Annotated in this window: 18 protein-coding genes; 9 read left to right on the top strand and 9 right to left on the bottom strand. The window is 58.3% G+C overall.

The annotated features are described in order from the left end of the window. Positions 1-595, top strand: a 595-nt coding sequence (locus BI292_RS04165; RefSeq protein WP_101207090.1) for a class I SAM-dependent methyltransferase, incomplete at its 5' end; no start/stop codon positions are given. A 206-nt stretch (positions 596-801) separates the two neighbouring features. On the opposite strand, the gene BI292_RS04170 is transcribed toward BI292_RS04165, so the two are convergent. Together BI292_RS04170 and pcsA are read right to left on the bottom strand one after the other, a co-directional pair. Continuing rightward, positions 802-1,251 (bottom strand): GNAT family N-acetyltransferase, encoded by a 450-nt coding sequence (locus BI292_RS04170; protein ID WP_101207091.1) that lies wholly within the window; start codon positions 1,249-1,251, stop codon positions 802-804. 95 nt (positions 1,252-1,346) lie between these two features. Then, on the bottom strand, positions 1,347-2,069 hold the full coding sequence (gene pcsA / locus BI292_RS04175) for a phosphatidylcholine synthase (RefSeq protein WP_092280274.1): 723 nt from the start codon (positions 2,067-2,069) through the stop codon (positions 1,347-1,349). Positions 2,070-2,395: 326 nt separating this feature from the next. On the opposite strand from pcsA, the gene BI292_RS04180 reads away from it, so the two are divergent. Further along, positions 2,396-3,118, top strand: a complete 723-nt coding sequence (locus BI292_RS04180; RefSeq protein WP_101207092.1) for a tellurite resistance TerB family protein — start codon at positions 2,396-2,398, stop codon at positions 3,116-3,118. Between the two features lie 78 nt (positions 3,119-3,196). Here BI292_RS04180 and BI292_RS04185 read toward each other — a convergent pair whose 3' ends face one another. From BI292_RS04185 to BI292_RS04200, 4 genes are all read right to left on the bottom strand, one after another. Next, positions 3,197-3,478 carry a hypothetical protein gene (locus tag BI292_RS04185; protein WP_092280278.1) on the bottom strand — a complete coding sequence of 94 codons (282 nt, stop codon included), beginning with the start codon at positions 3,476-3,478 and terminating at the stop codon, positions 3,197-3,199. Between the two features lie 172 nt (positions 3,479-3,650). Next, positions 3,651-3,932, bottom strand: a complete 282-nt coding sequence (locus BI292_RS04190; RefSeq protein WP_092280280.1) for a hypothetical protein — start codon at positions 3,930-3,932, stop codon at positions 3,651-3,653. Between the two features lie 174 nt (positions 3,933-4,106). Further along, positions 4,107-4,508, bottom strand: a complete 402-nt coding sequence (locus BI292_RS04195; protein ID WP_101207093.1) for a hypothetical protein — start codon at positions 4,506-4,508, stop codon at positions 4,107-4,109. Positions 4,509-4,620: 112 nt separating this feature from the next. Next, entirely contained in the window at positions 4,621-4,938 is a 318-nt protein-coding gene (locus BI292_RS04200) for a DUF2388 domain-containing protein (RefSeq protein WP_101207094.1), read from the bottom strand. A gap of 126 nt (positions 4,939-5,064) precedes the next feature. Between BI292_RS04200 and BI292_RS04205 the strand changes: the two genes are divergently transcribed. After that, the gene (locus BI292_RS04205; protein WP_092280286.1) at positions 5,065-5,730 is read left to right on the top strand and encodes a polysaccharide lyase family 7 protein; all 666 of its coding nucleotides are present in this window, start codon (positions 5,065-5,067) and stop codon (positions 5,728-5,730) included. A gap of 207 nt (positions 5,731-5,937) precedes the next feature. Here the strand turns inward: BI292_RS04205 and BI292_RS04210 are convergent, their stop codons facing one another. Continuing rightward, positions 5,938-6,369, bottom strand: coding sequence for a nuclear transport factor 2 family protein (locus BI292_RS04210; RefSeq protein ID WP_101207095.1), 432 nt, complete (start codon positions 6,367-6,369; stop codon positions 5,938-5,940). A 182-nt stretch (positions 6,370-6,551) separates the two neighbouring features. Between BI292_RS04210 and BI292_RS04215 the strand changes: the two genes are divergently transcribed. The 4 genes from BI292_RS04215 to mqo all read left to right on the top strand — a co-directional run bounded on the left by BI292_RS04215 (position 6,552) and on the right by mqo (position 9,989). Further along, positions 6,552-6,773, top strand: coding sequence for a hypothetical protein (locus BI292_RS04215; protein WP_101207096.1), 222 nt, complete (start codon positions 6,552-6,554; stop codon positions 6,771-6,773). Positions 6,774-6,798: 25 nt separating this feature from the next. Next, positions 6,799-7,230: a DNA methylase gene (locus BI292_RS04220; protein ID WP_101207097.1), complete on the top strand. Its 432-nt coding sequence runs from the start codon at positions 6,799-6,801 to the stop codon at positions 7,228-7,230. Then, positions 7,227-7,961: a DUF72 domain-containing protein gene (locus BI292_RS04225; RefSeq protein ID WP_101207098.1), complete on the top strand. Its 735-nt coding sequence runs from the start codon at positions 7,227-7,229 to the stop codon at positions 7,959-7,961. Before BI292_RS04220 ends, BI292_RS04225 begins: the two co-directional genes overlap by 4 nt. 375 nt (positions 7,962-8,336) lie before the next feature. Continuing rightward, a complete protein-coding gene (gene mqo, locus BI292_RS04230) occupies positions 8,337-9,989 on the top strand; it encodes a malate dehydrogenase (quinone) (RefSeq protein WP_101207099.1) in 1,653 nt (550 codons plus the stop codon). Between the two features lie 252 nt (positions 9,990-10,241). Here mqo and BI292_RS04235 read toward each other — a convergent pair whose 3' ends face one another. Then, positions 10,242-10,991, bottom strand: a complete 750-nt coding sequence (locus tag BI292_RS04235) for a hypothetical protein (protein WP_101207100.1) — start codon at positions 10,989-10,991, stop codon at positions 10,242-10,244. Between the two features lie 349 nt (positions 10,992-11,340). Between BI292_RS04235 and BI292_RS04240 the strand changes: the two genes are divergently transcribed. Beyond that, positions 11,341-12,408, top strand: a complete 1,068-nt coding sequence (locus BI292_RS04240; protein ID WP_101207101.1) for an NAD(P)-dependent alcohol dehydrogenase — start codon at positions 11,341-11,343, stop codon at positions 12,406-12,408. A gap of 369 nt (positions 12,409-12,777) precedes the next feature. Further along, a complete protein-coding gene (gene katG, locus BI292_RS04245; RefSeq protein WP_101207102.1) occupies positions 12,778-15,033 on the top strand; it encodes a catalase/peroxidase HPI in 2,256 nt (751 codons plus the stop codon). Here the strand turns inward: katG and BI292_RS28995 are convergent. Further along, a partial coding sequence (locus BI292_RS28995) for a hypothetical protein (RefSeq protein WP_218563476.1) occupies positions 15,026-15,340 on the bottom strand: 315 nt, incomplete at its 5' end. The two genes, katG and BI292_RS28995, sit on opposite strands and share 8 nt — an antisense overlap.

Raw genomic sequence — 15,340 nt, forward strand, 5'->3', positions numbered from 1 at the left:
GGACTACGTTGCGGCGCTGCTTGAGCGCGGCGAAGACCGCAGTCGCGCGGAACGGCTGGAGGTGATTTTTCAGGTGGCCGACGCCGAAGCGCTGCCGTTCGAGGACGCCAGTTACGACGCGGTGCTCTCGACGTTTGGCGTGATGTTCACGCCCGACCAAGGCAAAGCCGCCGCCGAGTTGGCGCGCGTGGTGCGGCCCGGTGGTCGCATCGGCCTGGCCAACTGGACGCCCGAAGGCTTTGTTGGCCAGATGTTCAAAACCCTCGGTCGCCACTTGCCACCGCCGCCCGGCGCGCAACCGCCGTCGAACTGGGGCAACGAATCGTGGCTGCACACGCATTTTGATGATCACGACTTCCAGACTCAGGTCACGCGGCGGCATTTCAACTTCCGCTACCGCTCGGCGGCGCATTTCATCGAAATCTTCCGCACCTGGTATGGCCCGGTTCACAAGGCATTCGCCGTGCTGCCGCCGGAAGGCGCCGAGGTGCTGGACAAGGATTTGACTGAATTGCTCAACAAACTCAACCGCGCGGGCGCCGATTCACTGGTGGTGCCGAGTGAGTATCTGGAGGTGGTGATTACCAGGCGTTGATCGTTGTGCGGTCTGTCGGATGAGGTTGAGGGTGCCTGATAGGACGCCATCGCGAGCAGGCTCACTCCTACAGGTGATCTGTGTTTGGCCGCAAATATCTTGGTTGCACGCTATCCACTAATGTAGGAGTGAGCCTGCTCGCGATGGCGGTCTGTCCATTGAAATAAATCCCGGCTGACGGAATCGTTCACCAACAGGCGCCGCCGCTAAATCTGCTGTTCCATGATGATGGTGCGCTCAGCGCCATGGAATTCATCGCGCACTTTCACAAAACCCAATGTCAGGTAGAAACCTTCGGCCGTAATCGAGGAGGGGACGCGCAGGGTTTTAATGTTGGCATCGCGGGCCACGGAGCGCAGCGTCGCCATCAGCTGCCTGCCCAGCCCAAGACCTTGATGGTCAGGATCAACGAACACACTACGAACAACGTCGTGATCCAGACTCGCGGTTGCAATGACGCGCTGATCAACCGTCGCCACGAACACCTGCCGCAGGCTCATCAACGCGAGAATGGATTCGGCAGAAAAACCTTTCTCGACCCGGGCAATCACATCAGCCGGGTAATCCTGGGCATTGGATCGGCGCCAAGACTGAACGATAACCCGGCTGATCGCAGCCGCATCATCAGCACACGCAAGACGAATCTGACTATTCACCTTTCACTTATCCCTGTGATCAGCACCGATCTCGGCACCCTTGCATCGGCACGCCGCACGGTGGGCGGCGCTCCGATCGGAATGCGCACAAACGTTTACTTGTGCCGCGAAACGTCAAACCACTCCATCGCCGTGCGCCAGATGCAAATGCCCAGAAAGTACGCCGACATCAGCAGCCACAGGCCCATGACGAGCGGGTTGATCACTGGATGGTTGACCACCAGCGACAAACTGCACAGCAGCCAAATGGCGGTGACGGCAATGTTGATCGGCATGAACTTTCGCACGCGGAACGGGTGCAGGAACTTCATCCGCGTGACGGTCAGCAGCGCCAGGCCGATCACGGTGAGGAAGGTCACCCACGGCGACGGGCTGATGATGTACAGGCACAACGCAACTACGTTCCAGGCAGCGGGGAAGCCCTGGAAGTAGTTGTCCTTGCTTTTCATGTTGACGTTGCAGAAGCAGAACAGCGACGACACCAGAATCAGCGACACGGTCAGCAGCAGCGTGTATTCCGGCAGGGGAATGTAGCGGTAGATAAACAGCGCCGGGATAAACACGTAAGTCAGGTAATCGATGACCAGATCGAGGATCGAGCCATCGAAACTCGGCAGCACCGATTGCACATTGACCTTGCGCGCCAGTGCGCCATCGAGGCCGTCGACGATCAGCGCCACGCCCAACCAGAGCAGGCAATGCGTGGCTTGATTTTCCAGCAGCGCGAGGGTGGCCAGGAAAGCAGTGACCACGCCAGTCGCGGTAAAACCATGGGCGCCCCATGCTTTCAGCCTGGCGATGTGTAGGGTTGATATCACGGGGGCGTTCTCCAAAAAGTGAAGCAAGCCAGTCAGCACCCTTCTATTGGGGGCGTCGGCAAACCGGGTCGGGTTGCAGGTATCGACCGGAAAAGCGGGAATAAGGTTCACCACCTCTCAATCTTAGCTGGGTCGCGCGCAAAAACGTTGGAGAAATTTGCCGGGGGCACTTCACAGGACATTGCGGTGAGGGGGCAAATGTTTGGCACTCACGGCATATTGGCCTTCGATTCAGTCAGACGGTGCTGGCGCAATCACCACCGGAGACTATTGTTGGCTGACTGCTTATGCCTGTTTAAGCCACGTCTATTAATGAGGATGGCGTCATGAACACCAGCGATCTGCTTGAACAACTCCTGCGCGGCGGCCAGGGCTCGACGTCGCACCAACGTGGCGGCGCTTCGCCATCGCCGGGCGGCCTCGGTGGCTTGCTCGGCGGTCTGTTAGGCGCAGGCGCCGGGTCGGGCGGCGGCAGTGGCGGCCTCGGCGGGCTACTCGGTGGCTTGTTGGGCGGTGGCACGGCGTTGGGTGGTTCGGCGCGCACGCGCTCGGCCGGCGGCACTAATTACGCGGCACTGGCCTCCCTCGGGATGATGGCGTTTCAGGCCTACCAAGCCTGGCAACGCAGCCAGGCCTCGGCGCCGCAACAGGCGCCGCGCACTGTCGATCTGCTGTCCGGTCCGGAAGTCGAGGAACACAGCCACGCCGTGTTGCGCGCCTTGATCGGTGCCGCCAAGGCTGATGGCCGCATCGATGCCAATGAAAAACAGATGATCAGCGCTGAAGTCGGCCGCCACACCGACGACCCGCAACTGCAGCAATGGCTCGACGACGAAGTCGCGCGTCCGCTGGATGCTGCCGATGTGGCGCAATCCGCGACCGATCCGGCGATGGCAGCGGAAATGTATCTGGCGAGTGTGATGTTGGTCGACGATCAGCAGGACGCCGAGCGCGCGTATCTGGATGAACTGGCCGCAGCATTGAAGATCGAGCCAGAGTTGCAGTTGCATCTGGAGCAGCAAGCTAAAAGTGGCTTGGCTCAACAATAAGCAGCCTGCATGGCTACCGGTAGGAGCAGCTCCTACCGGATGCCCGAACAGGTTACAGGGCTGCTCAGAAAACAGGCCTTATTCGCGGCCGTCGTCAGTGTCGTCAATATCGTTAAGGGCTCTTTCGGTCAACGAGATGCAATTCTTTTTACCTTCTTCCGTGCCTTTAGCCTGTTCCTTTTGAGCATTTTCTACGGCTTGTTTAATCCTGGCATTCAACTCGACACTCTGGACTTTCATCTGCGGTTGAGCATCTTTGATTTTTTGCAGATTGACAGCGCAAAGATCGTCCGCAGCGAATGCGGCGGGCGCCAATAACGTAGCAGCAACAAACAATCCGGCAAGTGCAGAACGCTTCATGGAAATCTCCTTAATGGATAGCTCGGCGCTGGTGCAACAAATCAGCCCGGCACCGACTCAATATCAGAAACTCTAAAACCCATCAGAAACTCTAAATCAGCAACTCTAAACTGCGGATTCGCCAGGCGTGCCTTTCGGCAACGCCTACCGAAACACGGCAGTCAGCCAAGGATTATTGATCGCCCTTGGTGTTGTTTTGAATGTCCTGCAAGGCTTGCGTGGTTAACGAAATGCAGTCCTTGGTGCCTTCTTCAGTGCCTTTGGCCTTTGCCGCTTCAGCCTTTTTCACCGTGTCTTCAATATTGGTCTTAAGCCCCTCGCTCTGTACTTCCGTACTCACCTGAGCGTCTTTGATCTTTTGCAGATTGACCGTACACAGGTCAGCCGCAGCGAACGCGGAGGGTGCCAGCAACGTAGCGGCAATAAACAAACCAGCAAGTGCAGAACGCTTCATGAAAATCTCCTTAATGGATAACTCGGTGCCTGGGTAAACATCCGGCCCGACACCGACTCAATATCAGGCCCTGAAACAGTGCCTGGAAAATCACTATAGCTAACGATGGCAAAAACGCAGATCGCTTCTTGTCGCGGCTTCTCGTCGCTATAGAAGTTGCTTCATCAACACACTTCAGGCATCGCGCAACAAGTCATTAGCGTTCAACAACTCGTAGGCAATTTGTGGCCGTTTTTCCAGGCTGCGACGAATCGCAGCTGGAATAGATGCACGCGTTTTGCGACACAACCCCGGCAATTCTTCAACAGTAATGCCGATCCCGCGCATGGTTCGCACTTCATTGAAACCTGGCGCCAGCTCCACGCGAACACCTAATTGTTCAAACATCCGTTGTTGCACTCGTTGCAGGTCGGCGAGGCTTTGCAGGTTTTCCAACCGATCAAGCAATCGCTTCTCCTCCTGACGAGTCAGAAACAGAATCCGCACATCCGCTCCCGGTGTTTCCAGCAGCGGATCACGCCCGCAAATACAGGCGCCGGGCGGGCAGGGTGAGCGGATCGGTGCGGAAGTCGTCATGGGCTCAATCATAGAAGCCCATCAACGGTTTTGCCCACAGCGATTCGACGGACCTCAAGGGCAAGCAGCCAATGCGCCTGCCCCTGACACTCACCCCTATGCACCACGGCGGTTAATGAGCGGCCAACCCTTCGTACTGCACAAGAATCGCATTCGCCAGGTCTTCATCGGTGGCATTCAAACCAGGGTTATCCTGGCGAATCTGTTTCAACACCGATTCCATATAAACCCCACGAATCGCACCATCACTGGCGACGAACGCCGACACGTCATCACGGGCCGGAATCACCATTTTGTGATCTTTGAAGGTGGAATACAGCGAAGCGGATACCCCGGCGGAGGTCGCGACATCGCCGGCGTCCACACGGGCGTAAGCCGAACCGAACGGCAGGCACAAGACAAGACTGGAAACGAAGAGCATGCGGCGCATGGCGGTGTCCTCCAAAAGCGCAGAGCAAAAATGAAGTAGCACATAACGTAGGAGGCTCGCCGACGAGCAGAGTTCAATGGCGCTGTTCTTGCTGTATGGTCCGCTCGCCCCCAAAGGAGAGCTGAGATGATTGAACTGGCAACCTGGAACTTGACGATTCCTGTCGGCACACCGGCCAAAGTCATCGATACCCCGAGATTGGTGGATGGCTATTCCGACCAATATTTCCGATCTGGCGACAAACTGTTTTTCTGGGCGCCGGTCACCGGGTCGAGCACCGCGAAATCCGAATTCCCCCGCAGCGAACTGCGCGAAACCCTGAGTGACGGCACTCTGCGCAACTGGACCTATCCCGAAGCCAATCACCGCCTCAAAGCGGTCTTGAAAGTTAACCAAGTGCCCTCGATCGGCAGGATCGTGATTGGCCAAATCCATATCTATCAGGGCGAAGGCCCGCTGCTGAAAGTTGAATATCAATACGATGCGGCCAGAAAAAAGGGCGATGTGATTGCCAACTACCGGCTGAAACCGGGCAGCGAAGACGTGACCATCGTGATCGCCAGGGACATCGCCCTCGGCAAGACATTTTCTTATGAAGTGCGCTTCAGTTCGGCGGGTTACTTGAACGTCGATTCGCAAGGTTACAGCTGGGGCAAGCAGATCAGCTCGAGTTGGAAGAACAAGAAACTGTACTTCAAGGCTGGCGTTTATGCGCTGGACAACACCGGCTACAAGAATGAGGGCGGGCAGGTAACGTTCAGTCAGCTGGATGTAGCGCATACGCAGCGTTAGGTCAGGGTGGGTAAATGGCCTCATCGCGAGCAGGCTCATTCCGAGATCCTGTAGGAGCGAGGCTTGCCCGCAAAGGCGGTCTGTCTCCAGCACTGATGGTGGCCGGGCTGACGCCATCGCGAGCAAGCTCGGCTCCCACGGGGTTTGGTGTTTTGGCAAGAGCCTGTGAGCCTGCTCGCGAAAGCGTTATTCAGTGCAAATCATTCCTCAGATCCGAAACGCCTGGCGTCCCACCAACAGCCACTTGCCGTGCTGTTTCTGCCAGATCTGCAAGTTCTCGATTTCGGTCGGTACCACTTCGGTGCCATTCAACGCCTGCGCCGAAAAATGATTACGCACTAACGCGGTATCGCCCGACAGGGTGATGGTCTGCTTCTGCATCTCCAGCGTTTTGAAAGCGCTCTTGCCGGTTTCGATATCGGCAATAAAGGCTTTTTTGTCCTGAACCTTGCCGCTCGAATGGCCATAGCTCAGGGTCGGCGCGGTGAGTTTCTCCAGCGCGGGGATGTCTTTGTGCAGCATGGCTTGGGTCAGATGATCGACGGCTTGTGCGACATCGTTCTCGGCGGTAGTCGGGGCGGCGCTGACATAGCCGCTGAAGAGGCACAGAAAACCGATCAGCAGTTTGGCTTTGGTCATGGGTGTTTCCTTGTTGTTGTGGAGTACGAACTGACTCTATTCGTCAGTCGTCGTACAACGTAGCAGATATTTCTGGATGTGTGCAGCGCGTGGTTTGAGTCGCCATAGCCATCTGTCGGGCGTGAGGAACGGCTCCCAGGCAAGGCGCTTCCAAGAGAAAACAACCCTCGAGAGAAGCAGCCATGAACAGTGAACAAAAGCGCGAAGCCCTGGTTGCCTGGTACAAATTTTTGCGCCAGCCGGAAATTCGCATGGACAGCGAAGAGCAATACGATGAACTGCTGAAAGCGGCCGATGAAATGGAACGTGCCGGGCTTATCAATAGTTCGGAGTGGCGGGTACTTGTGAGGGAGGCAGGCGTTGCGTTTGCCAATTCGATCCAAGGTGTTGGCGGCGGGACCTGAGTCAGCGCGCAAGGATGGGCAAGTTATGAGTAAAACAATCAGCGCTGGTGATCTGGGCATTGAATTAAAGCAGAGCGATGAAACTGCGTTGTTCAAATGGTTTATTGCCAGTTTCCTGATGGGCAAACGCATCCAGGCGGACATTGCTGCCGAAGCGTATCGCGTGATCGTCGAAAAACATTCGCGCGATACCGCACGCAAGTTGGCCGGTTGCAGCCATCGAGAACTGGTGGTCATGCTCGGGGAAGCGCATTACGTGCGTTACGACGAAACCACGGCCGAGCGCTTGCGCCATCTAGGCAAAAAACTCGTCGATGAATACGCGGGCAAGATCGGCAACATCCAAAGTGTCAGCGAAGATCGCAAAGCTTTCGAAAAACGTCTCGGCGAGTTTGAAGGCGTCGGGCCGAAAACCATCGAAATCTTCATGCGCGATGCGGCGGCGGTGCTCTATTGAGTTCGCTTTTTATCGGCTGTGCCGGCTGGAGTTTGCCGCGGGAACATTGGCCATCTTTTCCCGAGCCCGGCACGCACTTGCAGCGCTACGCGGCGCAACTGACCGCGGTCGAAATCAACAGCTCGTTTTATCGCCCGCACCGGCCACAAACGTATTTGCGCTGGGCCGAATCAGTGCCTGCGGGATTTCGTTTCTCGGTAAAAATGCCGAAGGTGATTACCCATGTTCAACGTTTGCAACAGTGCGAAGGCTTGCTGGATGAGTTCCTGTCGCAGTGTTTGCAGTTGGGCGACAAGTTGGGTTGCCTGTTGATTCAGTTGCCGCCATCGCTGGCCTATGAGCCGATGGTGGCGGAGGAATTTCTGCGCATGCTGCGGCGCCGCTACGAGGGCACGGTGGTGCTTGAACCGCGCCATGAAACCTGGCGCGCGGCCCATGGTTTGTTGGTCGAACAGCGAATTGGCCGAGTGGCCGCCGACCCGTCGCCGATCACCGGTGGCGAGGTGCCGGGCGGCTGGTCCGGGGTGCGTTATTGGCGGATGCACGGCTCGCCGCGGGTTTATTACAGCGATTACGATTTGCAACGATTGCAGGCACTGGCGGCGAAAATTCAGTTGTCGGTGGAGGCGGGCGCTGAAACCTGGTGCGTTTTCGATAACACGGCGAGCGGGTTTGCGCCGGGGAATGCGTTGGTTTTGCGTGGGTTGCTTGCGGCGTGCGGGTTGGATTGAGGGTGTTCGGGCGGGCCTCTTCCCGCGTAATTGAAGGAATCTGCAAGGCAATTCCCGGACCGGCAGGTCGCGAACAGACGCGCGGGTGTGCCTGGCGTGATATTCTTCGCGCCAACTTGCTTTGACCTATTCAGTTAGTACGCTCTCGAGGCGTACCAACAGGATCAATGTCGCTCAAGTAGCTGAAGCCAATAATGATAAAAAGTCAGTTCAGTAGGGACATATAAACTGAGGTCGATGGACACGTCGGCCTTGTGTGCCCACCCTCCAATCCTGCTGTGCGAGAGCCCGCGATATCCTGCCTGAATGTCGTGAAACGTGGTTCTGGCGAGTGCGGATGGAAGGGCGGATGGCGTTTTATCATAGGTGCTACAGATGCTGAAGAAACTCAACACGGCCCTGCTGGGGCTGGCTTTGTCGATGGGGATCACGTCCGCTCAAGCGGAAGAGGCAAAGAAAGTCGATGTGCTGCTGATTGGCGGCGGCATCATGAGCGCGACCCTGGGTGTCTGGCTCAACGAGCTGCAACCGGACTGGTCGATGGAAATGGTCGAGCGCCTCGATGGCGTCGCCCAGGAAAGCTCCAATGGCTGGAACAACGCCGGTACCGGTCACTCCGCACTGGCCGAGCTGAACTACACGCCGGAAGACGAGAACGGCAAGGTGCAGATCCCGAAAGCCGTTGAAATCAACGAAGCTTTCCAGATATCCCGTCAGTTCTGGTCGTGGCAGGTTCAGCAAGGCGTCCTGAAGAACCCGCGTTCGTTCATCAACTCCACTCCGCACATGAGCTTTGTGTGGGGCGATGACAACATCAAGTTCCTGAAAAAACGCTACGAAGCCCTGCAAGCGAGCCCGCTATTCGCCGGCATGCAGTATTCCGAAGACCCGGCGCAGATCGCCAAGTGGGTTCCGCTGATGATGGAAGGGCGTGACCCGAGCCAGAAAATCGCGGCCACCTGGACGCCGATCGGCACGGACGTGAACTTCGGCGAAATCACCCGCCAGTTCGTTGCGCACCTGCAAACCACGCCCAAGTTCGACTTGAAGCTGTCCAGTGAAGTACAGGACATCACCAAGAACGACGACGGCACCTGGCGCGTCAGCTACAAAAACCTGAAAGACGGCACCAAAACCGAAACCGACGCCAAGTTCGTCTTCATCGGCGCGGGCGGCGGTGCATTGCACTTGCTGCAGAAGTCCGGCATTCCTGAAGCCAAGGAATACGCAGGCTTCCCGGTAGGTGGCTCGTTCCTCGTGACCGAGAACCCGACCATCGCCGAGCAACACTTGGCTAAGGCCTACGGTAAAGCTTCGGTGGGCGCACCGCCGATGTCGGTTCCGCACCTGGACACCCGTGTTCTGGACGGCAAGCGCGTCATTCTGTTTGGCCCATTCGCGACCTTCAGCACCAAGTTCCTCAAAGAAGGCTCGTACCTGGACCTGCTGACCAGCACCACCACCCACAATATCTGGCCGATGACCAAAGTCGGGATCAAGGAATACCCGCTGGTCGAGTACCTTGCTGGCCAACTCATGCTGTCTGACGAAGACCGCCTGAACGCCCTGAAAGAGTACTTCCCGAACGCCAAAGCTGAAGACTGGCGCCTGTGGCAAGCCGGCCAACGCGTGCAAATCATCAAGCGTGATGAAGCGGCCGGTGGCGTGCTGAAACTGGGCACCGAGATCGTGACCTCCGCTGACGGCTCCATCGCCGGTCTGCTGGGCGCATCGCCGGGCGCATCGACCGCTGCACCGATCATGCTGTCGGTCCTGCAAAAGGTCTTCAAGGACCAGGTTGCTTCGCCAGCCTGGCAGGAAAAACTGCATCAGATCGTGCCAAGCTACGGCACCCAGTTGAACGGCAATCCTGAGAAAGTCGCAGAAGAGTGGGCTTACACCGCCAAGGTGTTGCAGCTGACTACTCCGCCGGCAATCCCTCAGGCAGCAGCCCCGGCTGCTACTGCTGCACCGACTGAAGCACCAGCGGCCCCTAAAGCCAATGCTGCCAGCGACATGGCTCTGTAACTGACAGCCAGATCGCAAAAAGCCCACTGAACCGGCGACGGTCAGTGGGCTTTTTTGTGCGCGCGTTTCCAACAGAGCCCGCGAACTCCCCAACCTTGTAGCAGCTGGCGGAGCCTGCGTTCGGCTGCGCAGCAGTCGTGAAATCGGCCAGCGCGGTGGGTCAGGATGACCGCAATTGCAGGTCCAGCGACTGCTGCGCAGCCGAACGCAGGCTTCGCCAGCTGCTACAAAGATCGGGAGCTGTTCGGGGACTCACGCATTCTCTTTCTTCACTCGCTGCGCCACCTCGCCAGTCACCCCGGCAGTAATCACCCCGGCGCCCGGCGCGATATTGGTCACGGTGCTGGTCACCGTGCTGCTGATATTGCGCGTGTACGCATCAATCGCCACGCCGCCACGCATATGCGCCGACACCATCTGCGGAGAAATAACCGTGCGAGTGATTGTCGAGCTGACGGTGCGAAACAGATTACCCAGCGCCGAGACGATCGAGATGATGGTCAGCGCGGCAAACGGCATCGACAGCCACATCACGCTCATTTTGAACAACGCGTGTTCCGTGGACAGGCCATTCAGGCTGCGGCAATAGACAATCGCGGCGATCAGATAGGCAACGGCCAGTCCGCCAATTGCCAGCGGATCGCGGATGTCGAAGGCCAGGCGCGCGAACAGCAGGCTGTAGATCACCACGCTGGCGAGCACATCCGGCATCAGGCTTTTCAGGCCGTCGAGCGCTTTGGAGATGTTGTAGATCACAAATCCGATCAGCACGATCCAGCCCAGCACCGGAATCACCGCCAGCGCCATGACTAGCAATGACAGCAACAGGCCTTTGATGATGCCGTGGTGCAGGTTGTTGCGCACCAGATAAAAAACGAAGTAACCGCAGGAAAACACCGCGATCAGCGCGATGGATGCCAGCGCTGCTTCAGGCTGGAGGAAGAAACTCAGGCCGCCGACCGCAATCATGAAGGCCAGGCAAAGGTAACCACTTTTGTTCATCGATGTTCGTCCGTGATCTGGAAGCAACCCTGTGTTGTCCCGAAGGTCGTGCATGCTACTAATTAGCCATTACTTTTGTCGAGCCGCCGCGTACTGCGGAAAATCAGCCATTCCTTCATTTTCGGCGGGATTAGGCAATAACTCGGCAGGATGCGGCCATCGCACCTGCCAAGCCGTGGCCTATTCTCTGTGCAGCGCCGCGCCACACAGTGGCAAATATCAGCGAAGACTTCTTCAACGTTCGTTCAACGGATTGACCTGAGGTCATCCACTTGAACGATTCAGCAACTGCGACACTCCTCTCTATTCAGCCATTAACCCTAAGCCACAAACCCAAAAGGTGATTTCCATGGCCAAGACTTACAGCTACGCCGCGCAAAATCCCAAGGACTCGCTCAAGCCGTTTACTTTCGAACGCCGCGCGCCGGGCGCCGATGATGTGCAGATCGACATTCTGTACTGCGGTGTCTGCCACTCCGACTTGCACACCGCGCGCAACGAGTGGCAAAACACCTTGTATCCATCGGTGCCGGGCCACGAAATTGTCGGTCGGGTGACCGCCGTTGGCGCCAATGTCAGCAAATTCAAGGTCGGTGATCTGGCCGGCGTCGGGTGCATGGTCGACAGTTGCCAGCACTGCGCATCCTGCGCCGAGGGCGATGAGCAGTATTGCGAAAGCGGTTTCACCGGCACCTACAACGGTCCGGTGTTCGGCGGCGAGAACACCTTCGGCGGCTACTCGGACAACATCGTGGTCAAGGAGAAATTCGTCCTGCGCATTTCCCATGACGACAGCAATCTGGCCGCTGTCGCGCCGCTGCTGTGCGCCGGCATCACCACCTATTCGCCGCTGCACCACTGGAAAGTCGGGCCTGGGCAGAAGGTCGGCGTGGTCGGCCTCGGTGGCCTCGGGCACATGGCGGTGAAGATCGCCCATGCGATGGGCGCGCACGTGGTGTTGTTCACCACCTCGCCGAACAAGCGTGAAGACGGTCTGCGCCTGGGCGCCGATGAAGTGGTGGTGTCGAAGAACCCGGATGAAATGGCCAAGTTCGCCAACACCTTGGACTTCATCCTCAACACCGTCGCCGCGCCGCATGACCTCGACGCGTTCCTCAATCTGCTCAAGCGCGATGGCACCATGACGCTGGTCGGCGCGCCGGACAGCCCGCACCCGTCGCCGTCGGTGTTCAACCTGATCTTCAAACGCCGCAGCCTCGCCGGTTCGTTGATCGGCGGGATTCAGGAAACCCAGGACATGCTGGATTTCTGCGCCAAACACGGTATCGTTTCGGACATCGAAATGATCGACATCCAGAACATCAACGAAGCGTATGAGCGGATGCTCAAGGGCGATGTGAAATACCGTTTTGTCATCGACATGGACAGCCTGAAGAAAGAAGCCAGCGCAGCCTGATTGAGCTGTGCAATTGCGGCCTGACCCCAGCGGTCGGGCCGCACTCGGTTATTGCCGAAAAAGATTCTGCCTATCACGCGCAAACACTGCGGCTATTAGCGCTCCTCCGAAGACGGACTAGTCTTACCTTTGCGCTGGCGTCTGCCGGTCGTTCAACACCTGATGAAGAGATAACAAAGAGTCACAGGCTTGCCGTGGGCCCGTGTGCTGGCGAACCGTTCGCCACCCTCCAGAGTTCCCGTGTGGCCGCAGTGCGCAGTTGCTTCAACTGCTCGGCCGGAAAACCTGTGTCATTGATTTCGCTGATTGCTATTGCTGGCCCAGGCCGGGCCGGGTAGCGCGATGAACTCGACCAAAGGTAGCTCATACATGGCAACTGAATCGAAATGCCCGTTCAATCACGCGGCTGGCGGCGGCACCACGAACCGCGACTGGTGGCCGAACCAACTGAACCTGAAAATCCTCCATCAGCACTCGTCACTGTCCGATCCGTTGGCCGAGGGTTTCAACTACGCCGAAGCGTTCAAAAGCCTCGATTTCCAGGCGTTGAAGCAGGATCTGACCGCGCTGATGACCGATTCCCAGGATTGGTGGCCGGCCGATTTCGGTCACTATGGGCCACTGTTTATTCGCATGGCGTGGCACAGCGCCGGCACTTATCGCACCGCTGACGGGCGTGGCGGGGCGGGGTCGGGCCAGCAACGGTTTGCGCCGCTCAACAGTTGGCCGGACAACGTCAGCCTCGACAAGGCGCGCCGCTTGCTGTGGCCGATCAAGCAGAAATACGGCCAGAGCATTTCCTGGGCCGACCTGATTGTGCTGACCGGCAACGTTGCGCTGGAGTCGATGGGCTTCAAGACGTTCGGTTATTCCGGCGGGCGGCCGGATGTGTGGGAGCCGGACGAAGATGTTTACTGGGGTTCGGAGCACAAATGGCTGGCCGGCGACAGCCGCTACGCCAAGGACAACGCGCCGATGCAGGAACCCGGCGAAGGTCCGCTGGTGGCCGAACCGGGGGAAAACGAGGACAGCCGCACCGAGGACGGCCGCGACCTGGAAAACCCACTCGCCGCCGTGCAAATGGGCCTGATCTACGTCAACCCGGAAGGCCCGGAAGGCAATCCCGATCCCGTGGCGTCGGCCAAGGACATTCGTGAAACCTTCGGCCGCATGGCCATGAACGATGAAGAAACCGTGGCGCTGATCGCCGGCGGTCACGCCTTCGGTAAAACCCACGGCGCCGGGCCTGCCGACAATGTCGGCGCTGAACCGGAAGCGGCGGGGCTTGAGCAGCAAGGCTTTGGCTGGAAGAACAGCTTCGGCACCGGCAAAGGTCCCGACACCATCACCAGCGGTCTGGAAGTGACCTGGACCACCACGCCGACGCAGTGGAGCAACAACTATCTGGAAAATCTGTTCGGGTTCGACTGGGAACTGACCAAAAGCCCGGCCGGTGCGCATCAGTGGACGCCGAAAAACGGTGCTGGCGCCGGGATCATTCCGGATGCTCACGACCCGTCGAAACGGCGCAATCCGACCATGCTCACCTCCGATTTGGCGCTGCGTTTTGACCCGATCTACGAACCGATTGCCCGGCGCTTCCTGGAAAATCCGCAGCAACTGTCCGACGCCTTCGCCCGCGCGTGGTTCAAGCTGATCCACCGCGACATGGGCCCATTGTCTCGTTACCTTGGCCCGGAAATGCCCGCCGAAGAGCTGTTGTGGCAGGACCCGATTCCCGAGACCGATCATCCGTTGGTTGATGAAAATGACATCAGCGCGCTGAAAAGCAAGATCCAGTCTTCAGGTTTGAGCGTCGCGCAATTGGTCTCGACGGCGTGGGCGGCGGCGTCGACTTTCCGCGGTTCCGACAAGCGTGGCGGCGCCAATGGCGGACGCCTGCGCCTGGCGCCGCAGAAGTTCTGGCAAGCCAATCAGCCTGAGCAACTGGCGAATGTGCTGGCGAAGCTGGAAAGCATCCAAAACGAGTTCGGCAATGGCGGCAAGAAGGTCTCGCTGGCGGATTTGATCGTGCTGGCGGGCAGCGTCGGCGTCGAACAAGCGGCGAAAAACGCCGGACATGACGTCTCTGTGCCGTTCACGCCGGGGCGCATGGACGCCTCGCAGGAGCAAACGGATGTCGAGTCGTTCGGCTTTCTCGAACCGATTGCCGATGGCTTCCGCAATTACCTGAAAACCCGTTACCGGGTGTCGGCTGAAGCGTTGCTGATCGACAAGGCGCAACTGCTGACGCTGACCGCACCTGAAATGACCGCGCTGGTTGGCGGCTTGCGCGTACTGAACGCCAATGTCGGCCAGAGCAAACACGGCGTGTTTACCGAGCGGCCGGAAGCGTTGACCACGGACTTCTTCACCAACCTGTTGGACATGGGCGTGGAGTGGAAACCGAGCTCGGACGCGCAGGAAGAGTTCGAGGGGCGCGACCGCAAAACCGGCGCGGCGAAATGGACAGCGACGCGGGTCGACCTGGTGTTTGGATCGAACGCGCAGTTGCGCGCCTTGGCCGAGGTTTACGCCAGCAGCGGGGCGCAAGAGCAGTTCGTCAAAGACTTCGTCGCAGCGTGGGTCAAAGTGATGAACCTCGACCGTTTCGACCTCAAATAAACCGCCGCAAAAACCAAACCCGCTGCTCCGTCAGCGGGTTTTTTATCAACCGTCCAACCCCCACAAATCCCCTGTAGCAGCTGGCGAAGCCTGCGTCCGGCTGCGAAGCAGTCGCCCCGTCAAGGAAACGCGGTGTATCAGACAGACCGCGAACACAGGTTTTACGACTGCTGCGCAGCCGGACGCAGGCTTCGCCAGCGGCTACAGGGGATTTGTGGGGGTTGGACGGTTGATAAAAAACCCGCTGATGTAGCAGCTGGCGAAGCCTGCGTCCGGCTGCGCAGCAGTCGTAAAACCTGTGTTCGCG

It is taken from the genome of Pseudomonas sp. 43NM1 (assembly GCF_002836905.1).
Classification (GTDB): Bacteria; Pseudomonadota; Gammaproteobacteria; order Pseudomonadales; family Pseudomonadaceae; genus Aquipseudomonas; species Aquipseudomonas prosekii.